21 protein-coding genes are annotated in these 26,118 nt (G+C 66.2%); 1 reads left to right on the plus strand and 20 read right to left on the minus strand.

Annotated elements, in window-relative coordinates:
* Positions 1-101: 101 nt before the first annotated feature.
* The 14 genes from ACAV_RS19830 to ACAV_RS19895 all read right to left on the minus strand — a co-directional run bounded on the left by ACAV_RS19830 (position 102) and on the right by ACAV_RS19895 (position 14,972).
* Positions 102-875, minus strand: a complete 774-nt coding sequence (locus ACAV_RS19830) for an enoyl-CoA hydratase (protein ID WP_013596362.1) — start codon at positions 873-875, stop codon at positions 102-104.
* A 16-nt stretch (positions 876-891) separates the two neighbouring features.
* Positions 892-1,719, minus strand: a complete 828-nt coding sequence (locus tag ACAV_RS19835; RefSeq protein WP_013596363.1) for an acyl-CoA thioesterase — start codon at positions 1,717-1,719, stop codon at positions 892-894.
* Positions 1,720-1,878: 159 nt separating this feature from the next.
* Positions 1,879-3,078: an acetyl-CoA C-acyltransferase gene (locus ACAV_RS19840; protein WP_013596364.1), complete on the minus strand. Its 1,200-nt coding sequence runs from the start codon at positions 3,076-3,078 to the stop codon at positions 1,879-1,881.
* Between the two features lie 45 nt (positions 3,079-3,123).
* The gene (locus ACAV_RS19845) at positions 3,124-3,654 is read right to left on the minus strand and encodes a DUF4442 domain-containing protein (protein ID WP_013596365.1); all 531 of its coding nucleotides are present in this window, start codon (positions 3,652-3,654) and stop codon (positions 3,124-3,126) included.
* Between the two features lie 8 nt (positions 3,655-3,662).
* Positions 3,663-6,065, minus strand: coding sequence for a 3-hydroxyacyl-CoA dehydrogenase/enoyl-CoA hydratase family protein (locus ACAV_RS19850; protein ID WP_013596366.1), 2,403 nt, complete (start codon positions 6,063-6,065; stop codon positions 3,663-3,665).
* 21 nt (positions 6,066-6,086) lie between these two features.
* Entirely contained in the window at positions 6,087-6,521 is a 435-nt protein-coding gene (locus tag ACAV_RS19855; protein WP_013596367.1) for a DUF2147 domain-containing protein, read from the minus strand.
* A gap of 48 nt (positions 6,522-6,569) precedes the next feature.
* Positions 6,570-8,375 (minus strand): acyl-CoA dehydrogenase C-terminal domain-containing protein, encoded by a 1,806-nt coding sequence (locus tag ACAV_RS19860; RefSeq protein WP_013596368.1) that lies wholly within the window; start codon positions 8,373-8,375, stop codon positions 6,570-6,572.
* 66 nt (positions 8,376-8,441) lie between these two features.
* On the minus strand, positions 8,442-9,101 hold the full coding sequence (locus tag ACAV_RS19865) for a TetR/AcrR family transcriptional regulator (RefSeq protein WP_041828829.1): 660 nt from the start codon (positions 9,099-9,101) through the stop codon (positions 8,442-8,444).
* Positions 9,102-9,227: 126 nt separating this feature from the next.
* Positions 9,228-9,899, minus strand: a complete 672-nt coding sequence (gene slmA / locus ACAV_RS19870; RefSeq protein WP_013596370.1) for a nucleoid occlusion factor SlmA — start codon at positions 9,897-9,899, stop codon at positions 9,228-9,230.
* A 55-nt stretch (positions 9,900-9,954) separates the two neighbouring features.
* Positions 9,955-11,394, minus strand: a complete 1,440-nt coding sequence (locus ACAV_RS19875; protein ID WP_013596371.1) for a sensor histidine kinase — start codon at positions 11,392-11,394, stop codon at positions 9,955-9,957.
* 17 nt (positions 11,395-11,411) lie between these two features.
* Positions 11,412-12,131, minus strand: coding sequence for a response regulator (locus ACAV_RS19880; RefSeq protein ID WP_013596372.1), 720 nt, complete (start codon positions 12,129-12,131; stop codon positions 11,412-11,414).
* Between the two features lie 27 nt (positions 12,132-12,158).
* Complete coding sequence (gene argB / locus ACAV_RS19885; RefSeq protein ID WP_013596373.1) at positions 12,159-13,049, minus strand: acetylglutamate kinase; 891 nt, start codon at positions 13,047-13,049, stop codon at positions 12,159-12,161.
* 109 nt (positions 13,050-13,158) lie between these two features.
* Positions 13,159-14,262, minus strand: a complete 1,104-nt coding sequence (locus ACAV_RS19890) for an MraY family glycosyltransferase (RefSeq protein ID WP_013596374.1) — start codon at positions 14,260-14,262, stop codon at positions 13,159-13,161.
* A complete protein-coding gene (locus ACAV_RS19895; RefSeq protein WP_013596375.1) occupies positions 14,259-14,972 on the minus strand; it encodes a glycosyltransferase family protein in 714 nt (237 codons plus the stop codon). Before ACAV_RS19895 ends, ACAV_RS19890 begins: the two co-directional genes overlap by 4 nt.
* 173 nt (positions 14,973-15,145) lie before the next feature.
* Between ACAV_RS19895 and ACAV_RS19900 the strand changes: the two genes are divergently transcribed.
* Positions 15,146-19,009, plus strand: coding sequence for a methyltransferase domain-containing protein (locus tag ACAV_RS19900; RefSeq protein ID WP_013596376.1), 3,864 nt, complete (start codon positions 15,146-15,148; stop codon positions 19,007-19,009).
* A gap of 71 nt (positions 19,010-19,080) precedes the next feature.
* On the opposite strand, the gene ACAV_RS19905 is transcribed toward ACAV_RS19900, so the two are convergent.
* The 6 genes from ACAV_RS19905 to ACAV_RS19930 all read right to left on the minus strand — a co-directional run bounded on the left by ACAV_RS19905 (position 19,081) and on the right by ACAV_RS19930 (position 25,673).
* Positions 19,081-19,938 carry a class I SAM-dependent methyltransferase gene (locus ACAV_RS19905; RefSeq protein ID WP_013596377.1) on the minus strand — a complete coding sequence of 286 codons (858 nt, stop codon included), beginning with the start codon at positions 19,936-19,938 and terminating at the stop codon, positions 19,081-19,083.
* Complete coding sequence (locus ACAV_RS19910) at positions 19,935-20,885, minus strand: hypothetical protein (protein WP_013596378.1); 951 nt, start codon at positions 20,883-20,885, stop codon at positions 19,935-19,937. The genes ACAV_RS19905 and ACAV_RS19910 overlap by 4 nt, the downstream gene beginning before the upstream one ends.
* Before the next feature lie 7 nt (positions 20,886-20,892).
* Positions 20,893-22,173 (minus strand): ABC transporter ATP-binding protein, encoded by a 1,281-nt coding sequence (locus ACAV_RS19915; RefSeq protein ID WP_013596379.1) that lies wholly within the window; start codon positions 22,171-22,173, stop codon positions 20,893-20,895.
* Positions 22,170-22,970, minus strand: coding sequence for an ABC transporter permease (locus ACAV_RS19920; RefSeq protein ID WP_013596380.1), 801 nt, complete (start codon positions 22,968-22,970; stop codon positions 22,170-22,172). The genes ACAV_RS19915 and ACAV_RS19920 overlap by 4 nt, the downstream gene beginning before the upstream one ends.
* A gap of 91 nt (positions 22,971-23,061) precedes the next feature.
* On the minus strand, positions 23,062-23,961 hold the full coding sequence (locus tag ACAV_RS19925; protein ID WP_013596381.1) for a peptidylprolyl isomerase: 900 nt from the start codon (positions 23,959-23,961) through the stop codon (positions 23,062-23,064).
* A gap of 98 nt (positions 23,962-24,059) precedes the next feature.
* On the minus strand, positions 24,060-25,673 hold the full coding sequence (locus ACAV_RS19930) for a hypothetical protein (RefSeq protein ID WP_013596382.1): 1,614 nt from the start codon (positions 25,671-25,673) through the stop codon (positions 24,060-24,062).
* Positions 25,674-26,118: the final 445 nt, after the last annotated feature.

Genomic DNA, 26,118 nt, shown 5'->3' on the forward strand with positions numbered 1-26,118 from the left:
CAAGGAGATGTTGCCGAATGTAGCGCCGACCAGCCGACTTCGGCAGGTATCGTTGCCCCGGGAATACACCAGCGTCCGCCGGAGCGGGCGCCCCACCGTGGTCAGCTGGCGCTGAAGTCGGGCCGGCGCTTCTGCATGAACGCCGTGAAGGCTTCGCGGGCCGCCGGTTCCTGCAGCATGCGGCCGAAAACGGCTCCCTCCTCGGCAATCCGCTCGAGCAGGGGCGCCGTCTGGTCCCTCTTCATGAGGCGCTTGGTCTCGATCAGGGATGACAGCGGCTTGGCCGCGAGCTTGCGCGCCTGCGTCTGGGCCACCATGTTGCATTCCGTCGGAGGAACGACGCGGTTCACCAGGCCCACCTCGAGAGCGGCCTCGGCCATGAAGGGCTCGCCCAGCAACAGCGCTTCGGCGGCGCGGTGGTATCCCATCATGCGGGGCACCAGCAGGCTGGAGCCGGCCTCGGGACACAGGCCCAGGTTCACGAACGGCATGGAAAACGCCGCGTTGTCCCCCGCATAGACCAGGTCGCAGTGCAGCAGCATGGTGGTGCCGATGCCCACCGCCGGGCCGCACACGGCCGCCACCACCGGCTTCGGGAACGTGGCGATCGCCCGCAGGAACCGGAACACCGGGGATTCCTGCGTGGATGGAGGGCTGTTGAGGAAATCCCCGATGTCGTTGCCTGCACTGAAGATGGCCACATCGCCCTGCAGCACCACCACGCGCACGGCGGCATCCTCGGCTGCGGCATCGAAGGCATCCGCCAGCGCGGCGTACATGACCCGCGTGATGGAGTTCTTCTTCTCCACCCGGTTGAAGGTGATGGTCATCACACCGGCTTCGGTATGTGTGAGGATGTCCTGGGGTTCGCTCATCGGATGCTCCTGCGCTTCATTCTTTGTAATAGACGATCTGGTGGCTGCTCGCGAGCATGGTGCCGCCCTGGTTCCAGAGCTGCACCGTCTGGTCGAAAAAGCCGTTGCGGAACTCCTGGGCACGCGCCTGCCCGAGCAGGTAGCCGCTTCCCGTGTCCGTCAGTTGCTCGCGGCTCGCGTGGAAGTACACGGTGAGCGACACGGTCCCGGCCGGCACCTGGCGCGCTCGGCGCAGCCACACGCGGGGAAAGAATACATCGGCCAGCGCGGCGAGCGCACAGAAATCGAGCGGCCGGGCGGGCTCGTCGCGCATCCACAGCTGGCTCAGGCTGCTGTCGCCGCCGCCGTCCCACCGTGACGGCAGGGCGCCGGCCACCGGCCGCAGGTCGTAGCGATCGAGCCACTTCACGGGCATGCCGCGCAGCACGCGCTCCAGGCCCTCGGGGCCCGCCACCTCGGGCATGGGGGTGTCGGGCAGGCTCCAGGTCTCGCGCCGCACCGCGGTGACGACCGTGGCGGTGGTGGTCACCACCGGCCCGCCGTCGGCCCCGGGCTGCAGCACCGACAGCGTCCAGTGCTGCGTGGAACGGTTGGTGCGCACGGGCACGGCCTGCACCGTGAACTCACCCTCGCCGATGGCGCCCGCATAGTTCACGGTAAGCGACAGCGGATCGCCCAGCCGCTCCGGATGCTGCATCACGGCCTGCAGCAGCACTGCGGCCGTGATGCCGCCGAACGGCCCGACCATGTTCCAGTAGGCGGGCGACGTGCGCGCCGTGTAGCGGCCGGGCCCGGCCTCCGTGAGCGCCAGCGCGTCGTCCAGGGGATGGAGTGCAGGGTTCATGGGAAGCGAGTGTGCCGTGGTTGCAAACGGTTGGCCGTCGTACCGGTGACTGGACAAGACAGAGCGCCAACGGCTCCTGCCAGCAGACGCCGTGGAACGGGCTTCGCCCGGCCACTGGCGTTGCCCCCCTTCCCGCGCGCAGCCACTCAGGGGGATGTATCACACCCTTTCGAAGATGCCGGCGGCGCCCTGCCCCATGCCCACGCACATCGTGACCATGCCGTACTTCAGGTTCTTGCGGCGCAGCGCATGCACGACCGTGGCCGAGCGGATGGCGCCCGTAGCACCCAGCGGATGGCCCAGCGCGATGGCGCCTCCCATGGGGTTCACCTTGGCCGGGTCCAGGCCCAGCTGGCGCAGCACGGCGAGCGACTGCGCGGCGAAAGCCTCGTTCAGCTCGAACCAGTCGATGTCCTGGTGATTCAGGCCGGCGTAGCGCAGCGCGGCGGGAATGGCCTCGATCGGACCGATGCCCATGATGCTCGGCGGCACGCCCTTGCTGGCGAAGCTGACGAAACGCGCCAGCGGGGTGAGACCGAAGCGCTTCACGGCCGATTCGCTCGCGAGGATCAGTGCGCCCGCGCCGTCGCTGGTCTGCGAGCTGTTGCCGGCCGTGACCGAGCCGCGTGCGGCGAACACCGTCTTGAGCCTGGCCAGGCCCTCCAGGCTGGTGTCGGGCCGGGCACCCTCGTCCAGCGTCACCGTGCGGGTCTTCGCGATGATCTCGCCAGACTCCAGGTCCGCGGTGCGGTCCGTCACTTCGATGGGCGTGATCTCGTCCGTGAATTCGCCCGCCTGCTGCGCGGCCAGCGCCCGCTGGTGCGACTGCAGAGCAAAGGCGTCCTGGTCCTCGCGCGACACCTTCCACTGCTGGGCGACCTTCTCGGCCGTCAGGCCCATGCCGTAGGCGATGCCCACGTCGCCGTCCTTCGCGAAGATGCTGGGCGAAAGGGATGGCGTGTTGCCCATCATCGGCACCATGCTCATGCTCTCGACACCGGCGGCGATCATCACCTCGGCCTCGCCCACGCGGATGCGGTCGGCCGCCATCTGCACGGCCGAGAGGCCCGAGGCGCAGAAGCGGTTGACGGTGATGCCGCCCACGCTGGTGGGCAGGCCCGCCAGCACTGCACCGATACGTGCCACGTTCAGGCCCTGCGCGCCCTCGGGAATCGCGCAGCCGCAGATGATGTCCTCGATGGCGGCCGGGTCCAGCCCCGGCACCTGGGCCAGCGCGGCCTTCAGCGTCGTGGCCAGCAGGTCGTCGGGGCGGGTGTTGCGGAAGTAGCCGCGGTGCGACTTGCCGATGGGCGTACGCGTGGCGGCGACGATGTAGGCGTCCTGCATTTGTTTTGCCATGGAGAAGGCTCCTTCAATCGATCCGTCGATCGGTCAGTCAATCATTTATCTGGCGGGGCGGCTGGAGGGAACCCAGGCCCACGTGAATTCGCATTGCACCGGCTCGGCGCCGGATTCGTCCGTCACCGTCACCGGCACCTGCAACTCGCCCTTGTCGGCGTCCTGCATCGCTTGCCGCTGCGCGTCGGTGAGCACCGCCACCGCGCGCAGTGCACCGTTGGCGCGCTGGCGGAAGGCCATCTTCATGTCCTTGGCGAGTGGAATGCAGTCGTCGCGCACGTTCAGCCCCACGGCCATGCCGGTGGCCGTCTCGGCCAGCAGGTTCATCGCCGAGGCATGGATGCCGCCGATGTGGTTGCGCACGCGGGGTTCGTTGCGCAGGCGCACTTCCACGCGGTGGGGCGACATCTCGATGAACTCCACGCGTGCCGTTTTCGTGAACGGCACGGCGCGGCGCAGCACCAGGTTGCGCACCCACGGGCGCAGGAACCTCGGGAACTCATCCACCTGTTCCAGCTGCAGTTGCAGGCGGTTGGGCGCACGGGAGTCCGCGGATGCGGCAGGGGGGGCGGCCATGCTAGCGGTCAATTGCGCACCGGCTTGCCGGTGCTCAGCATGCCCAGGATGCGCTCCTGCGTCTTCGGATGCTGGATCAACGCGCAGAACGCCTTGCGCTCCAGCGCCATCAGGTACTCCTCGCTCACCAGCGTGCCCGCATCCACGTCGCCGCCACAGACAATTTCGGCGATCAGCGTGGCGATGTGCTGGTCATGGTCGCTGATGAAGCCACCGTCGCGCATGTTCACCAGCGAGCCACGGATCGTAGCGATGCCGCTGCGTCCGGCCACCGGGAAGAGGCGCCTGTTCGGCGCGCGCCAGCCGCTGGCGGCCATGGCCTTCGCCTCGTTCAGCGCCACGAACAGCACCTCGTCCTTGTGCGGCACGACGATGTCGCTGTCCAGCAGGTAGCCGAGCTTGCGCGACTCCAGCGCGCTGGTGCCCACCTTGGCCATGGCGGCGGCGGTGAAGCCTTCCGTGAGGAAGGGCAGCAGGTCCTTGCCCGTGGAAGCCGCGGCGTTCTCGGCCGCGCGGCGCGCGATGTAGGTCAGGCCGCCCGCGCCCGGCACCAGGCCCACGCCCACTTCGACGAGGCCGATGTAGCTCTCCATGTGAGCCACCCGGCGCGACGAATAGACGGCCAGCTCGCAGCCGCCGCCCAGCGCCATGCCGTGGATGGCGGATACCACCGGCACCTGGGCGTAGCGCAGGCGCAGCATCAGGTTCTGCAACTCCTGCTCCACGCCTTCAATCGCCGAGATGCCGGCCACGACGAAAGCCGGCATGGTGGCCTGCAGGTCGGCACCCACGCTGAAGGGTGCGTCGCCGGACCAGATCACCAGGCCGTCGTAGTCGCGCTCGGCGGTGTCGATGGCTTCCATCAGCCCTTCCATCACGTCGGGGCTGATCGCATGCATCTTGCTCTTGATGCTGGCGATGAGTACCTTGCCATCCAGAGTCCAGGTGCGCAGCGCGTCGGACTCAGCCACCGTGGTGCCCGCCGTGCGCCAGTCGGTCAGGTTCTTCTCGCCCAGCAGCGGCTCGGGGAAGTGCTGGCGCTCATAGACCGGCAGCTGGCGGCGCGGCACGAACTTCTGCTTCGATGCGCTCCACGAGCCTTCGGCGGTGTGCACGCCGCCTGCCTCGGCCACCGGGCCCTTGAACACCCACTCGGGCAGCGGCGCCTTGGACAGCGCCTTGCCCGCGTCGATGTCCTCCTGGATCATCTTCGCCACATCGAGCCAGCCGGCTTCCTGCCAGAGTTCGAAGGGGCCCTGCTTCATGCCGAAGCCCCAGCGCATGGCCTGGTCCACGTCGCGCGCGTTGTCCGCGATGGTGGCCAGGTGCACGGCAGCGTAGTGGAAGCTGTTGCGCAGGATGGCCCAGAGGAAGCGCCCCTGCGCGCCCTCGGCGTTGCGCAGCAGCTTCAGGCGCTCGGCGGCGGGCTTCTTCAGCATGCGGCCGTACACCTCGTCGGCCTTCTGGCCGCCGGGCACGTAGTCGCCTTCGGCCAGGTCGAAGCGCAGGATGTCGCGGCCCACCTTCTTGTAGAAGCCGGCCTTGGACTTCTGGCCCAGGTGCTTCATCTCGATGAGTTTGTTCAGCACCTCGGGCGTGCCGAAGCTGCCGTAGAAGGGGTCAGTCTCCTCGCTCAGGTTGTCCTGCAGCGTCTTGATGACGTGGGCCATCGTGTCCAGGCCCACCACATCGGCGGTGCGGAAGGTGCCGCTGGAGGCGCGCCCCAGCTTCTTGCCCGTGAGGTCGTCCACCACGTCGTAGGTGAGGCCGAAGTTCTCCACCTCCTTCATCGTCGCCAGCATGCCGGCGATGCCGACGCGGTTGGCGATGAAGTTGGGCGTGTCGTGCGCGCGCACCACGCCCTTGCCCAGGCCGCTCGTGACGAAGGCCTCGAGCTGATCCAGCACTTCAGGCCGGGTGGTGGGCGTGTCGATCAGCTCCACGAGCGTCATGTAGCGCGGAGGGTTGAAGAAGTGGATGCCGCAGAAGCGCGGCTTGATCGCATCGGGCAGCGCCTCGGAGAGCTTCGTGATCGACAGGCCCGAGGTGTTCGACGCCACGATGGCGCTCGGCGCGACGAAGGGCGCGATCTTCCTGTAGAGGTCGAGCTTCCAGTCCATGCGCTCGGCGATCGCCTCGATGATGAGGTCGCAGCCGCGCAGTTGCTCCAGATGCTCTTCGTAGTTGGCCTGGCCGATCAGCGCGGCATCGTCCGCCACGCCCAGCGGCGAAGGCTTGAGCTTCTTCAGGCCCTCGATGGCCTTGGTGACGATGCCGTTCTTCGGGCCTTCCTTGGCAGGCAGGTCGAACAGCACCACGGGCACCTTCACGTTGGCGAGGTGGGCGGCGATCTGCGCGCCCATCACGCCCGCGCCGAGCACGGCGACTTTCTTCACTTGGAATCGGGACATGGTGGTTTCTTGTCGAATGGGTTACTGCACGCGCTGCCAGACTTGGGTGCGCCAGAACGGCCCCAGGTAGCCGCGCACCTCCAGCTTCGCGCCGCCGTCGATGGGCGTGAAGCTGGCGCGGTATTCCTTGCCGTTCTCGGGGTCGAGGATCCTGCCCCCTTCCCACAGGTCCTTGCCTTCGGCCTTCTTGCCGCCGCGGATGATCTCCAGGCCGGCGATGGGCTGGCCCTTGCGGTCATCGCTGCACTCGAGGCAGGTGGCGTCGGGCTTGGTGTCTTTCTTCAGCGACTTCTCGATGCGGCCCGACAGCGCACCATCCGCCTCGGTGATACGGATCTCGGCCTTCGCCTCGCCAGTCTTGTCATCGATGCTGCGCCACGTCCCCACCGGAGACATCTGGGCCCAGGACGGCAGCGCGGCGGCTGCCAAGGCAATAGCCAACAAAGTGGTTCTCATAGCGGCATCCCTGTGGTCTGGTTGAAATGAAGGCCGTGGCGACGGGGGTCAGGCCAGGGCGGCGTCCGTGTCCATCAGCGGTTTGGCACCGGTGCGCGCGGTGCGCATCAGGGTCGCCGTCTCGGGGAACAGCTTGGCGAAGTAGAAACGTGCCGTCTGCAGCTTGGCCTGGTAGAACGGGTCGGTATTGCCGGCAGCGATCTCTCGCAGTGCCACCTGGGCCATGCGGGCGAACATGTAGCCGAACACCAGGTGTCCCGCCACGCGCAGGTAGTCCACCGCGGCGGCGCCCACCTCGTCGGGGTTCTGGAAGCCCTTGAAGCCGATCTCGGTGGTGAATTTGGTCATCTGGTCGCCGAGGTAGGCGATGGGGTTGATGAACTCGGCCATCTTCTCGTTCACGCCCTCTTCCTCGACCAGCTTGCCCACGAGCTTGCCGAACTTCTTCAGCGTGGCGCCGTTGTTGCCCAGGATCTTGCGGCCCAGCAGGTCCAGCGACTGCACGGTGTTCGTGCCTTCGTAGATCATGTTGATGCGGTTGTCGCGCACGAACTGCTCCATGCCCCACTCCTTGATGAAGCCATGGCCGCCGAAGACCTGCATGCACGCGTTGGTGGCGATGTGGCCGTTGTCGGTGATGAAGGCCTTCACGATAGGCGTGAGCAGCGCGACGAGCTCGTCGCTATCCTTGCGCACCTTCTCGTCGGGATGGCTGTGCGCCTTGTCCAGCAGCAGCGTGCAGTAGATCTGCAGCGCGCGGGCACCTTCGGCGTAGGCCTTGGCCGTCAGCAGCATCTTGCGCACGTCAGGGTGCACGATGATCGGATCGGCCTCCTTGTCCTTGGCCTTGGTGCCCGACAGGCTGCGCATCTGGATGCGGTCCTTGGCATAGGCCAGCGCGTTCTGGAAGGCCACCTCCGTCAGGCCCAGCGACTGGTTGCCCACGCCCAGGCGTGCGGCGTTCATCATCACGAACATGGCCTGCAGGCCCTTGTGCGGCTGCCCCACCAGCGTGCCGATGGCGCCGTCGATGGAGATCTGGGCGGTGGCATTGCCATGGATGCCCATCTTGTGCTCCAGGCCCGTGCAGTAGATCGGGTTGCGCTCCCCGATCGAGCCGTCGGCGTTCACCTGGTACTTGGGCACCACGAACAGGCTGATGCCCTTGCTGCCCTTCGGCGCATCCGGCAGGCGGGCGAGCACCAGGTGCACGATGTTCTCGGTGAAATCATGTTCGCCGGCGCTGATGAAGATCTTGTTGCCGGTGATCTTGTACGTGCCCTCGGGCGCGCCGGCCACGGGCTCGGCCTTGGTGCGCAGCAGGCCCAGGTCGGTGCCGCAGTGGGGCTCGGTCAGGCACATCGTGCCGGTCCACTCGCCGCTGGTGAGCTTGGGCAGGTAGAGCTTCTTCTGCTCTTCGGTGCCGTGCGCATGCAGCGCCTCGTAGGCGCCGTGCGACAGCCCCGGGTACATGGTCCAGGCCTGGTTGGCGCTGTTGAGCATTTCATAGAGGCACTGGTTCACGACGAACGGCAGGCCCTGGCCTCCGTATTCCGGATCGCACGACAATGCCGCCCAGCCGCCTTCCACATACTGCGCGTAGGCATCCTTGAAGCCCTTGGGCGTGGCCACTTCGTGCGTGGCCTTGTCCAGCGTGCAGCCCTCCTCGTCACCGCTCATGTTGAGCGGGAACGCCACGCCCGCGGCGAACTTGCCGGCTTCTTCCAGCACGGCATTCACGGTGTCGGCATCCACCTCCGCATGGCGCGGGATCGCCTTGAACTCCTCCGTGACCCGGAAAACCTCGTGGAGGACGAATTGCATGTCGCGCAGGGGGGGCGTATAGGTCGGCATGAAGGGACTCCTTGTTCGGTGCGTTGGATGGGTGGAATGCGTAGGCGGAAAAAGACGGAAAAACGTTCAACCCGCCGGCCTGGCGGCATAGCGGGCGAGGATGTTGTCGAAGCCGGCCGTGGCCCGGCCCAGGGAGCCGGGCGTCTGCAGGAAACGCGCCTCGTAGTGCAGCGCGAGGATGAGGCCGTGTATCTCGAACAGCATCTGCTCGGACTCCACGTCGGCGCCCACCTCGCCCAGTTCCTTGCACTGGTCGATCGCCCGCTTCATGGCGGCGTGCCAGGTAAGGACCGAATTCGCGAGCGCATCGCGCACCGGCCCCGTCCGGTCGTCGAACTCGACGGCCCCGCTGATGTAGATGCAGCCCGAGTCGATCTCGATGGAGGTGCGCTTCATCCAGTTGTCGAACAGGGCGCGCAGGCGGGGCAGCCCGCGGGGCGCCGACATGGCGGGGTAGAACACCTCGTGCTCGAACCGCACGTGGTACTCGCGGACAACGGATATCTGCAGCTCCTCGCGCGAGCCGAAGTGTGCGAAGACCCCCGATTTGCTCATGCCCGTCACGTCGGCGAGGGCGCCGATGGACAAGCCCTCCAGCCCGATGTGCGTGGCCAGCCCCAGCGCCGCATCGACGATGGCCGCCTTGGTCTGCTGGCCTTTCTGCAGCGCGCGGCCCTCCCGCGTGGCGGCAGGGCGCTGGGTTTTGGGGGAGACGGTGGACGGCACGGCAGCACGAAATAAAACGAACGATCGTGCTATTTTGCAGCAAAAGGATGGCGGCAGCCAGCCCCGGCCCGGCGGCCGCAAGCAATTAAGGGTAAACACCGAGACCCGCATCTGCGGGCCTGACGCTCAGTGCAGCAGCAACGCGAGTGTCGCGTCGAGGTGCTCGGTCGGCGGGCGGCGCAGCCCGCTGCGCGCATAGCGCTGCAGCCTGCCGCGCACAAGGTCGCACAGCGCCGCGGCGCGGACCTGCGCATCGACCGTCGGGGTGGCGGATCCGGCCGCTTCGGCAGCGCCCCGCAGGCACTGGCGCAGCGTCGATTCGATCCGGTCGAAGAACTGGCCCATGCGCTGCTGCAGCCGCTCGTTCTCGAAGACGAGGGCATCCCCCACCATCACGCGCACCATGCCGGGGTTGCGCTCGCCGAACTGCAGGACCATGGCCACCACGCGGGCAGCGCGGCGCGCTCCGTCCACCCGGGATGCCTCCGGCATGTCGCGATCCACGATCTGGGCGACGAGCGCGAACACCGATTGCTCGATGAAATCGATGAGGCCTTCGAACATCTGCGCCTTGCTGGCGAAGTGCCGGTACAGGGCCGCCTCGCTCACCTCCAGCCGCGCAGCCAGGGCGGCCGTCGTGATCCGCTCGCCGCCAGGCTGCTCCAGCATGGCCGCCAGGGTCTGCAGGATCTGCTCCCGCCGCTCGCCCGGCCTGGGCCGCCGGCGGGCAGTGGGCGGCGGTGGCGCAGCCTCGGGCTCCGTGCCGTCGTTGGATGTGAGGGGAAAGGATTCAGCCATGGCCGCAAATGTATGCAATTGATTCTCGCATACCACCCCTGCCGCACGATGACCGCTAGCCCGCGCCCGGATCCGTCTCTGCCGGAATGGCCACGCTGGCCCGCAGCCCGCGGCCCAGGCGGCCCGTCCGCAACTGCAGCGTGCCCCCGTGCCCGCGGGCGATCTCATCGGCGATCGCCAGCCCCAGGCCGGTGCCCTCACCCACGGCACCCGGCACCCGATAGAACCGCTGCAGTACCTTGCCGCGCTCGGATTCCGCAATGCCGGGGCCGTCGTCCTCCACCTCCAGCACCGCGCAGCACGGCCCGCTGCCGCCAGCCCGCATACCGCAGCGCAAGGTGACGCTGCCGCCCTCCGGCGTGTACCGGATGGCGTTGTCCACGAGATTGGAAAGCAACTCGCGCAGCAGCCACCCATGGCCGGATACCTGGGCCGGCTCCACCTCCAGCCCCAGGTCCAGCCCGCGGGCGGTGGCCACATCCAGAAAATCCTCCAGCAGGCTTTCGCACAGCGCCTTGAGGTCCACCCGCTGCTTGGGCTGGGCATCCACGCTGCCCGCATCGGCCCGGGACAGGGCCAGCAACTGATGCACCAGTTTGGAAGTGCGGCGCGCCGCCCGGCGCAGCGCCTCAATGTCCTGCACGTCCAGAACAATGCCCTCCTGGACGGGGCCATCCCCCCCGACCCGGCCATGGTCCGCCCCCCGGGCAGCCAGCGCCCATGCCTCCACCTGCGCCTGCAGGCCCGCCAGCGGTGTCCGCAACTGGTGGGCCGCATCTGCGACGAAACGGCGCTGGCCCTCCGTCTGCGCATTCACCAGGACGAAAAGGCGATTGAGCGACCGTACCAGCGGGCGCACTTCGGCAGGCGAGGCCTCTTCCGGGATGGGACTCAGGTCGCGCGGCGAACGGTGCTCGACGGCCTCGGCCAGATCCACCAGTGGCTTGAATGCCTGGCGGACCGCCCAATGGATCGCCAGCCCTGCTGCCGCGACCAGCACGAGATTGGGCAGCAGAACCCTCAGCAGCATCTGCTGTCCCCACTGCTGGCGCGGGTCGGACCCGTCGGCCAGCGAAACCACCAGTTCCCCCGCCCCGGTACGGGTCCGCTGCACGGCGACGCGATAGACCACGCTGTCGTGCTCCACGCTGTGGAACTCCGGCTCATGCGTGAGCGGCACGGCGCTGTACACCCAGTGGTCGCCGAGCAGGATGCGCCCCGACAGGTCCTGCACGCTGTAGCCTGCATAACCGGCGTTCTGGCGGAGGAACTCCTCGACCGGAGGCGCCAGCAGCAGCACGGGGGGTTCCCCGTCCCGCCGGGACGGCCCGGCCAGCGAATCGGCGAGCGCTGGCAGCAACCGCACGAGGCGCTGGTCGTGCCGGCTGGCGGCAGCGTCCGCGGAACGGTAGTCGAGCCATGCGCCCGCCAACGCGAGCACACACAGCGGCAGCACCAGAAAGAACAGCAGGCGGTTGCGCAGGACCGACGTCATCGTGCCGGACGCGGCCGTCAACCCTGCCCGCGCGCCAGCAACTCCAGCCGGTAGCCGAAGCCCCGGATGGACCGCAGCGCCACGCCGCCGGGCTCCAGCTTGCTCCGCAGGCGGGACACATACACCTCCACGGCATTGGGGGTGATCTCCTTGTCCCAGCCGGTCAGCGCCTGGACCAGCTTTTCCTTGCTGGCCGGCTTGGGCGCGTGGATCAGCAGGTATTCCAGCACCGTCCACTCCCGTGGTCCGAGCTCGATGGGCTGGCGCACGGCCAATCCGCCATCGGCGGCCGGGAAGCGCAGGCTCGCGTGCCGGCCTGCCGTGTCCAGCTCCAGCGGCCCGAAGCTCAGCACCGCGGTGGTGGCCGCATGCGAGCGGCGCAGCAGCGCGCGCAGGCGTGCGAGCAGTTCGGGCAGTTCATAGGGCTTGACCATGTAATCGTCCGCCCCGAGGTCCAGGCCCTGGACCCGGTCGTGCAGGGCATCGCGGGCCGTGAGGATGAGCACCGGCATCGACGGGCTGGCCATCTCCGGCTCGCGCAGGCGGCGCGTCAGCTCCAGGCCGTCCATGCCCGGCAGCCCGATATCGATGATGGCGGCATCGAAAGACTCGCCGCGCAGCACCTCTTCCGCCCGCTCCCCGCTGCCCACCCAGTCCACCGCGTAGCCCGCATCGGTCAGGCCCAGCTTGATGCCGCTGGCCAGCATCACGTCGTCCTCGACGAGCAACAGGCGCATGGCAGGAGAGCAGGCCGCCCGCCGCGCTCAGTGGCTGCGGATCATGGTGCCGTAGGCCTGCTCGGTCAGGATCTCCAGCAGCATCGCGTGGGGAACGCGGCCATCCACGATGTGCACCGCATTGACGCCGCTCTTGGCCGCATCGATGGCGCCCGCGATCTTGGGCAGCATGCCTCCGGAAATCGTGCCGTCCACCACGAGTTCGTCGATCTCGCGGGCCGTGAGCTCGGTGATGAGCTCGCCGGCCTTGTTCAGCACGCCGGGGATGTTGGTGAGCATCATCAGCTTCTCGGCCTTGAGCACGGTGGCCAGCTTGCTGGCGACCACATCGGCGTTGATGTTGTAGCTCTCGTTTTCCTCGCCGAAACCGAGCGGGCTGATCACCGGGATGAAGGCGTCGTCCTGCAGGGCCTTGACCACGCTGGGATCGATGGACACGATGTCTCCCACCTGCCCGATGTCGTGCTCCTTGCTGGGATCGTCCTTGTCCAGCATCTTCAGCTTGCGGGCCCGGATCAGGCCGCCGTCGCGGCCCGTCAGGCCCACGGCCTTGCCTCCGGCCTGGTTGATCAGGCCCACGATGTCCTGCTGCACTTCACCGGCCAGCACCCATTCGACCACCTCCATGGTCTCGGCATCGGTCACCCGCATGCCCTGGATGAACTGGCCCTGCTTGCCCAGGCGCTTGAGCGCCGTCTCGATCTGGGGACCGCCGCCATGCACCACCACCGGATTCATGCCGACGAGCTTGAGCAGGACCACGTCTTCCGCGAAGTCGGCCTGCAGCGCCGGATCGGTCATGGCATTGCCGCCGTACTTGATGACGATGGTCTTGCCGTGGAACTTGCGGATGTAGGGCAGCGCCTGAGCCAGGATCTCGGCCTTGTCCCGGGGGGCGATGGATTGCAGATCGGTCATGGAATGCTCGACGTGTAAAAACAGGGCAGCAGCCAGTGGAGAAGTGCGCATTGTGCCCGCTCCGCCGCGCCTTGCGGCGCACCGGGGGCCATGCCCGGTGCAGGCCGCTTCAGTGCCTCAGCCAGACGGGCACCTTGAACCGCACGATGGCCAAGTAGGCCGTCACATAGGTCAGCCCGAACAGCCCGCAGAACACCATCAGGACCGGCGTGTTGCTCCAGAACAGAACGGCCGGCACCACGGTGAGCATCGTGAAGCCCCAGAGATAGGGCGACGTGCGGTTGTTGCGCATGAGCACCCGCCGCGACTCATCGTCGTGGAACACCCCGCGCACGATGCGCCGGTAGATGAGCTGGTGGAAATGCAGTGCATCGGCCACCCCCGGCGACACGCCCCGCGCCAGCTTGCGGTAGCTGGAAAACAGCGTCTCCCACACGGGATACATCAGCAGCAGCATGGGAAACCAGGGAGAGACGTCGCGATTGCGCTGCACCAGCGCGATGCTGCTGAGCGCGATCATCACCCCCCAGATGTAGGCACCACTGTCGCCCGCGAACAGCATGCCCCGCGGGTAATTCCAGACCAGGAAGCCCACGGTGGCCGCCGCGGTGCAGATCAGCAGGGAAGCCAGGGCGCGGTCGCCCACCTGCAGGCTCACATGCGCCAGCGCGAGGCAGATGATCAGCGCCACCATGCCAGCCAAGCCGTTGTAGCCGTCGATGATGTTGAAGGCATGCGGCAGGCCCGCGACCGCCAGCACCACGATGCACATGCCCAGCCACGGAATCTCCACCAGGTGCGCATCCAGCCAGGGCAATCCCAGCCTGGGCACGTTCATGTTGAGCACCATCAATGCGATCCCGCCGGAGAGCGCGGTGAGCAGCAGCCTGTAGCGCACGGGCAGGCGCTGAGTCATGTCCTCCGCCATGCCGCCGATGGCCGCCGGCAGCAGGCTGGCCATCCACCAGCCGACCCAGGAGCCGAGGCGCAGAGAGCCCGGATCCCCCCACAAGATCGACTGCAAGGCCCCCAGCGACCAGCTGATGGCCATCCCGACCAGCAGCGCTGCGCCTCCCAGGCGGGGCACGTCACCCAGGTGGAAGCGCTGCGGCATGGCTTCGCCGTAGTTCGCGGCGTGGTCTCGCCCCCAACGGACGATACAGGCGGCAGCGAGGGCCGTCGCCAGGAAGCTGACCAGAGACAACCAGATCATGGGGCGCCGATCCTACGCGCTTCGGCGGTATCCGCACGCAACAAAGATCGCGCCTGGTGATACACAGGCGATGTCCACAGCCGCAGAAGGCTGCGGACATGCCATCCCAGATGGGCCATGCGGCGCCGGCTGGCGCGTTGGCCGACATGGCCCACGCGCACCGGTGCCCTGGCCAGCCGCCAGCCCTTCAGGCGCAGGCGCAGGCAGAGATCCACGTCTTCGCAGTACATGAAATAGCGTTCGTCGAATCCGCCCACCCCCTTCCATGCGGCAGCAGGAAACACGAGGAACGCGGCGTTCACCCAGTCCGTGCGGCGATCGGGCTGCCGGAGGATTCGCCGGCGCCAGAGGGCACCCGGCGTCGGCAACTCCCGTTCGGAATCCTGCAGCTTTCCGCACAGGTCCACCTGCTCCGGATAGGCGCAACCGACGCCCGGCTCGGATGCGGCCTGGCGCAACCGCTCGAACGGATCGGCGTCGAGAAAGGCGACATCGGGATTGATCACGCCCACGAATGGCTCCATGGCGCCGCTCAATGCCATGTTGTGATTGGCGCCGAAACCCAGGGGCCGGGCGTTGCGGCGGATATCCAGCGCGAACGGCCAGTCCGTGCGTCCCGGCGGGGTGGGCGGGGATGGCTCCGGTATGTTGAGAGTCAACACGACCCGCGTCACGCTCCCTGCGCACCAGCGGGCCATGCCGTGCAGCATGGCGTGCAAAAGGGGGCCGTGGCCATGGCTGACGACCGATACAGCCAAGCCGCCAGGAGGGGATAGTGTTGTCATGAACTGCGTATTGTCGTCTCCCCGGACCGACAGCCCTGTAGGAGACTACTCACGCGGCCCGGGGCAACAGCCCATCAGGGGGCCGTCATAATCCCGGGATGACCCAAACAATCGAGGATTTGCACGTCTATCTCCGCAGCATCCGCCCCGACGAGCGCACCTCCCTTTCGGTGCTGGCAGAGCAGATCCACCCCGGCGCAACGGTGCTGGACCTGGGGTGCGGCAGCGGCGCACTGGGCCAGTACCTTGCGCAAACCCGCAATGCCGTGAGCGACGGCGTGACCTGGAGCGAGGCCGAAGCCGGCCACGCACGTCCGCACTACCGCCGCGTCGTGGTCGATGATCTCGAAACATGCGACCTCGTTACCGTTTTTACCGGCCAGCGCTATGACTATATCGTCTGTGCCGACGTACTGGAACACCTGCGACGTCCGGAGCAGGTGTTGCAGCAATGCCGACACCTTCTGGCGCCTGAGGGGCGCGTGCTGATTTCCGTGCCCAATGCCGGCTACTGCGGCCTCGTGGCAGAGTTGCTGCAGGGCGAGTTCCGCTACCGGGAAGAAGGCCTGCTGGACCGCACTCACCTGCGCTTCTTCACCCGGATATCGCTCGCAAGGTTCCTGGGGGAACAAGCCTGGGGCCTGGAAGACATCGACACCATCCGTCGGGAAGTACCGGAATCCGAGTTCGACGCCGCATTCGACAAGCTGCCACCCGCAGTGGCCCGGCACCTGCTCGCCACGCCGGACGCCATGGCCTACCAGTTCATCGCGAGGGCCCGCCCGGCAGCGGAATCGGTGACCAACGACGCGGCAGGTACGGACCACGACATGGAGCCGGCGCGGGCGCTTTTCACCGCCCAGCTCTATTGGGGCACCCGCCACGGATTCGCCGAGGACCAGAAGCTCACCGCCCGTGGAACGATCGGCGAGCACCACCAGACCCTGCGCTTCGACCTTCCGTCCTCGAGCGAGCCCATCACCCAGTTGCGCCTCGACCCGGCTGACCGACCCGGCTTCCTGCATTTGCACGGGATCACGCTGCGCGCGCCGGACGGCAGCCCCGCCTGGGCGTGGCAGGCCGACACCGCCTCGCGCGCCGCGATGGAGAAACAGCCGCAGCAACAGATGGCCTGGAACCTCCAGACACTGCCTGCCGCAGCGGCAGCCAGCCTGGTGCTGCTGACCGGGGACGACCCATGGATGCAGTTGCCGGTTCCGCCGGAAGCGCTGGCTACCGCGAGCGCGCTCCCGGGCAACGCCTTCCTGGAAGTGGAGCTCGGCTGGCCCATGTCTGCCGACTATCTGGCGCTTTCGGGTGCGGTCCGCCCATTGCAGGACCAGATTGCCCAGTTGCGGGACGAGCACCATGCCACGCAGGTCAGGATGAATGCCGAGCTGGAAGCTGCGCGCAACATCTGGGCGGAAGAGCGCCAGGCAATGGAAGGCTGGAACCAGACCCTGGAATCGGAACGCAGCGCCCTCCAGCAGGCGCACACCAAGGTACTGCAGCAACGCAACGAACTGCAGCAGCAGGCTTCCCAGTCCCTGCGCGACATCACGCGGCTGCAGCACGAACTGGGATGTGCGCGCCGGGACTTCAATTCGCTCTCCAGCCACCTGCATTCCATCGAAAACTCCACCGTGTTCCGCGCCACGCGCCCCATCGTCCACGCCAAGATGCGCCTCGACAAAATCCTGGGCCGGGCGCCGCGCGCCGTGGAACCAGTCCGCCACAACCCCATTCCCGTCGCGCCTCCCGCGCATCCTGTCGATGTCATCGTGCCGGTCTACCGCGGACTGGCCGACACACGGCTGTGCGTGGAATCGGTCCTCGCCAGCAACTGCCGCACGCCCTATCGCCTCGTAGTCATCAACGACTGCAGCCCCGAGCCCGAAGTCACTGCCTGGCTGCGCGAACGTGCGGCCGGGGACGACCGCATCCTGCTGCTCGAGAACGAGGAAAACCTCGGTTTCGTGGGTACGGTCAACCGCGGCATGGCGCTGAGTGGCAGCAACGACGTACTGCTGCTCAACAGCGACACGGAGGTCGCCAACGACTGGCTCGACCGCATCCGCCAAGCTGCCTACGCGGACGCGAAAGTCGCGTCCGTCACGCCGTTCTCCAACAACGCGACGATCTGCAGCTACCCGCGCTTCTGCAAGGACAATGACCTCCCCGCGGGCTATGACACGGCGCGCCTGGACGCCCTGTGCGCCAGGACGAATCCAGGAGCCGTGGTGGATGTGCCGACGGGCGTGGGGTTCTGCATGTACATCCGGCGGGACTGCCTCCAGCAGGTCGGCCTTTTCGACACCGAACATTTCGGCAAGGGCTACGGCGAAGAGAACGATTTCTGCCAGCGTGCCCAGGCTGCCGGCTGGCGCAACCTGCACCTGCTGGACACCTTCGTGCTGCACACCGGCGGCGTGAGCTTCGGCGACAGCAAGAGTCCCCGCGAACTGGCCGCCATGGAAATCCTGCGCCGCCTGCACCCGAACTACGACCGCGACGTGCATGCCTTCGTGCGTGCCGACCCCGCGGCCCCCTACCGGCTGGCGCTCGATGCGGCACGCATCACGGAGGCCGGCAAGCCGCTGGTGCTGGCGGTGCTTCACGATCGTGCGGGCGGCACGGTGCGCCATGTCCGCGAACTGGCACACCACCTGGACGGACAGGCGCTGTTCCTCACGCTGACGCCCGCACATGGCCACAGCGTCAAGCTGCGCATGGCAGGGGAGGAAGAAGGATTCGAACTGGCATTCCGGCTGAACGACCAGTACGACGAACTGCTCGACGTGCTGCGCCGCCTGGGGGTGAGCCACGTGCATTACCACCACCTGCTGGGCCATGGCCAGGAAGTGCGCAATCTGCCCCACCTGCTCGGCGTTGCCTACGACTTCACGGCGCACGACTATTACAGTTACTGCACCCACATTTCCATGACCGGCACCGGCCACCGGTATGTGGGAGAGACAGGGCCGGGCCAGTGCCAGTGCTGCCCGGCAGACATGCAGGCACCGATGGGAGGCACCGTGGCCCAGTGGCGCCAGGCCAACGCCCGCCTGCTGGAAGCCGCGCGCCACGTGCTCGCCCCGAGCCAGGACACGGCTCGCCGCATCGCGGCGTTCGCACCCAATGCGCGGGTGCTTGCCGTGCCGCATACCGACATGCCCGAGGCCTCAGCCCTGCCGGTACCAGCGCCCCGCCCGCTGCCGGAAGGCCGCAGGCTGAAGGTGGCGGTCATCGGCGCGCTCAGTGCCATCAAGGGTGCGGACCTTCTGGAGGCCGTCGCCATCGAAGCCGCTCGCCGCAATGCGCCCGTGGATTTCCATCTCATCGGCTACGGCTACCGCAGCCTGCAGACCCAGCCCCGGGCGCACCTCACCGTGCACGGTGAATACGCCGAAAAAGACCTTCCGCAACTGCTGCAGTGGCTGCAGCCGGACATCGTGTGGTTCCCGGCCCAGTGGCCCGAAACCTACAGCTACACGCTCAGTGCCGCACTCCTCGCGGGACTGCCCGTGGCCGTTCCGGACATCGGCGCATTCCACGAGCGGGTCGTCGGCCGGCCCTGGAGCTGGGTGTGTCCCTGGGATGCCACGGCTTCCCAATGGCTGGCATGGTTCGACGAGATCCGCAGCATGCACTTCGCGACCGGCGAAGCGCCTGCCTTGCCGCAGCCCGTGCCCCTGCCCGACGGCATGGACGGCCAGGCGGCGCAGGCCGGCTTCCGTTATGAAACCGATTACCTGTCCGGCATCAGGCCCATGGAGCCGTCGCAACCGCTTTCCCTGGAAGAACTGCAGCGCCTCCAGCCCCAGGCGACCCCTGCCGCGGCCGCGAAATCGGGCCTGCTCTCGGCAGTCGTGTACCTTCGCTCGCTGCCGGTCCTGCGCGGCGTGGCGCGGCGCATCCCATCCCATTGGCAGCGCCGCGTGAAAAACTGGCTGCAGGCATGAACTGAACGGCAGGCCGAGGCGAGCCAGGCCCGCCCGGCCTGGCGCCACCCACCGCCACGGGCTGGCAGGCCTCAGCGCCCCAGCAGCAGGAAGATTTCGTTGTTGAGCAGCCACTCCGGCGAATACCTGCCGCGCAACTCCTCCGGAATCTCCATCTGCAGGCTCCGGCGTTCCTGCCGGACCACGTGGAAACCGGCCTCCGCCGTCAGGCCGACCAGTTCGTCCGCCGTGAGACGGTTCAAGGCCCGGTACTCATTGAAGACGAAGCGCTTGTAGCCTTCCGGACCGAAATCCGCAAAACCGAAATCGGTCTCCGCGGCATCGATGGGCCCTTCGTGTGCGCGAATGATCTCCCACAGCGCCTCTTCGCTCACCAGCAGATGGTGCCATGGCACCTCGTCATAGCGGCGCAGATGCGATCCATACGGGGAATAGAACAGCGGCTCGATCTGGATGAAGAAGAATCCCCCTGGCCGAAGGCAGGCATGCAGGTCCTTCAGGATCGGCAGCAGCTGGCCGCGATCGACATGCTCGAAGGTGGACCAGCTCATGATCCCGTCCACGGGGGCCTGCCGGCCTGCCAGCGGTGCACCGGGCTGGATGGTTTCGAATGTCAGCGCCGAGGGAATGCGCGACATCCCCAGTTGCTCGCGAGCGATACGCGGCAGCTTCCGGTATTCCTGGCGGATATCCACGCCATGGATGCCCGTGGCGCCATGCTTGAGCACCAGCGCCAGGTCCGTGATGCCGTCTCCGCATCCGAAATTCAGCAGCCGGGACGTGCGCAGATCCAGTGCTCCGCCGACCCAGTCGTTGACGACGTCGGCAGCATAGCCGAAGTGCGCGCGGAACCATTCGTCCGAAATCCGCCCCTCATCCCAGGCAGCCACTCCCCAAAGGCGTTCCTGCCACCGACTCATCCAGTTCATGGGTTCACCGCCTTCTCCTCCATTGGATTGCGCCTGACATCGGCACGCGCCCGGAAAAAACGCGGCGCCTCCGTCCATAAATGCCATGCAGCAGGCCGCTGCCTGAGCAGCCCGTCAAAATGATCAAACACCCTGTCGGTCAACTCCTGGGGATCACTGAACGTGCCGAGCGGCGCGATCCGCAGTGTCCTGCGGCCCGATTGCAAATCGATACCCATGTAGAACACCGTGGCCGGCAATGAACGGTCCACCGCCATCTGCGGCAGAACGGCAGGCACGCTGACAGGTTGCCCCAGGATGGTCGCGGTCCGCGTGACGTTGACCTGGTCTTCCGGCACATCGATGACCACCACCACCTGCTCGTCACGCCGAAGCGCCTGCCGCACGCCCTCCATGCCCCCAGGCACGAAGACCACCGGGCGATGCAGTGCCATCTCCACCGAACGCATGCGGGCACGCACATACCGCCCGAACACCCATCGCCCGACGAAATCCCGCCCGCCGGGTGCCGCCAGCACCATGTTGCCCCGCATTCCTGCCGTGGATGCGTGGCAGAGCGCCCACATACCGGCGCCCCAGTGGAAAGTGAACAAGAGCCCCGCCTTTCCGGCACCGCTCCATGCACCGTCCACTTCGACATGGCGCCGCATCCAGGCCGCAGACCGTGTCCGGAAGAGATAATGGTCCGCGTGGTCCAGCAAGGTCACCAACCTGCGTTCCGCAAGCCATTCTTCGGCAAGGCCGTGTACCCACCCACGCGAACTGGCCTGCTCCAGCGCCGCCTCGCAGGCGTCACGGTAGAGCCATCGCCAGTGCGCCATGCGGCGGAACAGGCGGAAGCACACGGTCCATGGCAGCACGGCCGCCAGACCGGGCAGCACCACCACTTCCAGCAGATCCCGGCTTTCCCTCTTACACCGCGACCAGGCACGGCCCCAACGCGTCATCACCGATTCATTCCCAGCGGTGCGGCAGGCGGACCAGGCCTGGCATGGGCTTCGGAAAGGAAAAATGGAAATGCAGGAACTGAAACCATTCGTCATAAACGACCAGCCCCGTCTCGTCGAAGAGATAGACGCTGATCACGTAATCACCCGTGTGCAGAGGCAGCTCGGGGAATGTCAGGACCGAACGCCACGAGCCGTCCTCGAGCCGTACCGGCTCCGCTCCTTCTTCATGGGTCCCGAGCGAAGTAATGCCCACTCCGCGTGATTGCTCGATCATGAATCCGATGTTCGGACGCTCGTCCCCGCGGCCACGCACTACGATGGAGACCACCAGATCCTTGCTCTGCAGCGTGCCGGGACGGTCCCCCTCCGGCTCGGCAAGGTCCTGGACGTCCACGGAAACAATGCAGGCACTGCCGGCATCCCCCACAGCGACACGATTCCGGTCAGGGCCTTCCACGGCAGCGCCCCCCCCTGCAACCAGGTCTGCCGGAGGCAGTGCGCCGGCAACGTGAGGAACCTCCCCCTGGGATGCGCCGTCGCGCAAACGGGTATGCAGATCGTAGGCCGCCAGCACAGGCTCCGTCGGCCCGAACTGCTCCACGCACCCATCCTTCAGCCACAAGGCCACATCGCACAGATGGCGTATGTGATAGGGGCTATGGGAACAGAACAGGATGGTGCAGCCCGCATCCCGGAAAGCCATGATCCGGTCCACGCACTTTTTCTGGAAATGCTGGTCCCCCACCGCCAGTGCCTCGTCGATGATGAGCACGTCGGGCTGCACCGCGGTGACCAGGGCAAAAGCCAGACGCACCGCCATGCCGGAGGAATAGGTCTTCACGGGCCGGTCCAGCGCATGCCCGAGCTCGCTGAACTCGACAATCTCAGGCTCCAGGCGCTGCATCGTCTCCCGGTCGATACCGATCAGGCTGCCGCCGAAGTACAGATTGTCCCGCCCGCTGAAATCCGGATGGAAGCCGGCTCCAAGCTCCAGAATGGCCGTCACCCGTCCCACCCGCTCGATCGAGCCGCTCGATGGCTGAAGCGTTCCGGCAAGCAGTTTCAGCAGCGAACTCTTGCCGGCACCGTTGTCACCGATCACCCCGATGCACTGGCCGCGGCGCAATTCGAAAGACACGTCCTTCAGGGCCCAGTGGCTGCGATGGTGGGAGCGGCCGGTAATGAGCGACCTGAGCCGCTGGCGGGGAGACGCGTAGATGCGGTACTCCTTGCCCAGGTTTTTCACCTGGAGGACCGTCTCGGACAAGGGTTGCAGCGCGGTCATAGCCAATCCACCAGTTGGTCACGGCTGCGCCGGACAACGACGTTCAATGCCATGGCGACGACCAGCAGCCACGCCCCACCGGCCAGCCATACGCTGGAAGGAGGCCAGTCCCCCAGCAGCAGCACCTGCTGGTACCCGATGACCAGGGCCGTCATGGGATTGAGCCACAGCACCCAGCGCCAGTTCTCCGGGAACATGGTCAGGGGGAAAAGGATCGGCGTGAGGTAGATCCCCACGGAAAGAAGAAAGCCCACGATCTGCACCGTGTCGCGCAGGGCTGCGGCAAGAATCGCAAGCAGGTACCCGATGAGCAGGCAGAGGAGCAATTGCAGCGCCAGCAACGGCACCATCGCCAGCAGGGCCGGACGCACTCCATGCAGAGGGGTATAGACCAAGGCCACCAGCAAAAGCAGCGGCCCGAAGATCACGCCGCTGGCCAGCACGGCCCGCGTCGTGAAGAGCACGGGCGGCAACGGGTTCTTCTGCAAGGTTCCCCCCGCCTCGATCAAGCTGTTCATGCCGCGGGACACGGCATCGCAGAACGCCATCCATGGCAGCGCGCCCACGACCAGGAACGTGCCTACGGCATGCGTGGGGGCTCCATTGCCAAGCCGCATGGAGAACACGACATCGAAAACGAGGTAATAGGCCGCGACAGTCAGCAAGGGCTGCAGGTAAGGCCACAGGATGCCAACGGCCGTGCCTGCGTGGCGCGCCGCCACCTCGCGCCGGGTCAACACCCATACCAGGGAGCGGGCGCTCCAGACGGCACGCCACTCGTTCCGCAAAGTCTGCATGAAAAAACCATCAAAGGCGGGGCGCTACCCGCCAAATAACGGCACAGGCCCTGAAAGCCTGTGCCTCGATCACACCCGCAGAGCTTACGCGTTACGGCGCCGTCTTCACCGGTTGCGGGTTGTAGCCAGCTGCAAAAGCTTCGATGGCTTCCTTGTTGATTTTTGCTTCCTGCTGCAAAGCCTGCGCGTCGGCGACGCGCGCTTCCTGCTGCACGTTCGCACGGACTTCCTGCATCAGTTCGCTGCGCACCTCATCGAAGCTGCGCGTTCTCGCAGCATGCCGACCTTCCAGTTGCAGGATGTGGTAGCCGAACTTGCTCTCCACGATGCCGCTCAACTGGCCCGGCTTGGTCAGTGCGAACGCAGCCTTGTCGAACTCTGGCACCATCTTTCCTGCTTCGAAGAAGCCCAGGTCACCGCCCTTTGCGGCGCTGCCCTTGTCTGCAGAACGCTCCTTGGCCAACTGCGCGAAGTCTGCGCCGCCCTTGAGTTCCTGCTCGATCTTCTCGATCTGCGCCCGGGAATCCGCCCCAGTGCCTGCAATCAGAATGTGCCGCACCTGCACTTGCTCGGGCACCTTGAAACGCTCCGGCTTGGCCTTGTAGATGTTGCGGGCCAACCCCTCGGCAACTGCATCCGAGGGCATGTTGTCCTTGTCCACCTTGGCCAGATAGGCGTCGGACAGCACCTTGTCCCGAGCCACGCGCAAGGCGGCGGCTACTTCCGGATCCTTCTCCAGCCCCGCGGCTTCGGCGCGTTGCGCCATGGCACGGCGTGCATAGAGGTTGGAAGCAATCTGGGTCACTGTCTGCGGACGGGACAACACGGTATCGCGCATTTCCGGAGGCATGCGCAATGCATCGGCTCGCATATCGCTGCTGTCGATCGCGATATGCGGGCCCTGGATCAGCACGGTTTCCTGGGCATGGGCGGACAACATCATTGCGGAGAGCAGGGCACCGGCGCAGAGGCGGAAAGCGGAACGTTTCATGTATGAGTCAACCATCAGTGAGAAATGAAAAAAGGCGGGGGAGACCCCCGCCTTTTTTTGGATCACATTGCTGTGAAAAGTGCCGTAGCAGCAGTGAATTACTGTGCAGCCGGGAACGTGAAGCGGTGGGGCCACGTGATACCGTAGGTACCAGACGTGCCAGCCGATGCCAGCGGGTTGGTGAGCTTGATGAACGAAGCACCGATGATCGGCAGACCACGGTTGTTGTTCGTCACGTCCACGCGGCTCCAGCCGTTCGTGTAAGCACCGGTCGTCAGCTGTTGGGCTGCAACCGACGCACCCAGCACGGAACCCGAAGAGAAGCTCAGCACGCTGGTTTCGCCGCAGAAGCGGGTTTGTGCCACGGAACCAGGCGAGAACACGGCGCCGGCAGTTTGCGTGCTTTCTTCGCGGTCGTAGAAAGCTTGGCCGGTGGAGTTCACGCAGATCGCACCGCCCACAGCTTGCAGCGAGGTGTTACCGGGGTTGAAGCGCTCGTCGGTCAGGTTACCGTTACCGCTCAGGTCAGTGAACAGGCGGATATTGGTGGTGTCGGCGGGGCTTTGGTTAGCCGCAGCGTAGTTCGCAGCCACGTTGTACCGACGGGTGGGCATGGAGAACAGCCAGTCCGTCTTGGCGGAGATGGAAGCATCCGTAGCGTACTGGTTGGTGATGGAGGTCACAGCCAGGGCGTTCGTCAGGTTCGTGGCTTGCACCAGCGGAGACACAGCCGTGGTGCTGTTTGCACCCGTCACGGTGTAAGGCGTGGACATGTCGGGCAGGTCGTAGTTCGCAGCAGCGATCTTCGGCAGGTTGCCCGGGGCAGCGCCGGCAGCGTTGAGCACGTTCAGGGTACGGAACAGCGGGTCGGCCGTGTAGGAATCCGGCGAGCCGTTAGTGTTCGCGTTCTGCGGGAAGTGCACGAAGTTACCGACGGCAGGCAGACCACCGTTTTCAGCACGGATGGCCGTAGCGCCGCCAGCGAACGTCGTGGTTTGCGCCACGTTGATGATGTACCAGTCACCGACCAGGCCGGTGGTAGGCGTGTCGAAACCAGCAGCAGCCACGGCGGCAGGGGTCGTGAAGTTCTGCAGCGTGCCGTTCAGGACGGAAGACGTGCAAGGCGCCACGCCGTTCACGTGCTTGATGGCCGTGTACAGGGGGTTGACCGTCGTCGAGCCGGGGATCGTTGCCGGAATGTCAGCCATGTTGAAGATTTCAACATAGCCTTCACGGGTCTGGTTGGCCAGGTCGGCAGCCACGAGGCCCGTGTTCAGGCGGTCGGTCACGAAGCGCTGGGGAACGTTCTTCGTCAGAGCGGGCAGCGTGCAGGTGCCGTCAGCCGTCTGCAGTTGAGCCACGCCATCGGAGCCAGCCGTCACAGCAGCCGTCCACACGTCGCCAGGCGACATGAAGACTTGGAAGTCCAGAATGTCGTCGGAGTTCAGGGCGCCACGGAAACGGACCTTCACGGCCTTGCCGCGGGAGGTGTCGGTGTTCACCACGTGCAGAACGGTCATGTTGCCGTTTTGCGCGTTGAAGTAAGGCACCAGCAGTGCATGGCCCACGCCGCCTTCGGCGAACGACAGCGTCGTAGCGGTCGTTGCCGTCAGCGGAGCCTGGCCGACGACCACATCAGCGGATGCGGCGCCAGCGAAGCCCAGGCCACCAATCATGGCAGCAATGCTCAGGGCCAGAACATTTTTCTTCATATCGAGAACTCCAGTTAAAAAGTTGGTAAGCGCAACTACCACGATTGATTACGCCAAAGAATAGTAGCACAGCGCATTCACGGCCTGTACTGCGGAACCTCTGCCAATCCTTCGCCTGTTGATGAAATGCAACAGTACCTGGAGACGCACCGCACGAGGCCCACCCGAGCACGGCAGGTGGTGAGCCCGGCCATTCTTTGGGGTAGGGCTTGCAGACGCGGAAGAGCCTGCGCAAAGCACCCTTGCGGATGCCCAGCGGGTCTGCCTCTCCGACCTCTACAAACCTTGGGGGCGAACAATACCAAAAGAACCCTGCATTCCCAAGCAAAAAAACCCAAATTCACACACATTTCGCTGGAGCGATCAGGGCAGTCGCGACGCCCCGACCACATCAGGGGCACTCAAACGGTCTCCAGGCACTCCACCCCCGTAATGCGCCCGCCAG

It is taken from the genome of Paracidovorax avenae ATCC 19860 (genome assembly GCF_000176855.2).
Lineage (GTDB): Bacteria > Pseudomonadota > Gammaproteobacteria > Burkholderiales > Burkholderiaceae_C > Paracidovorax > Paracidovorax avenae.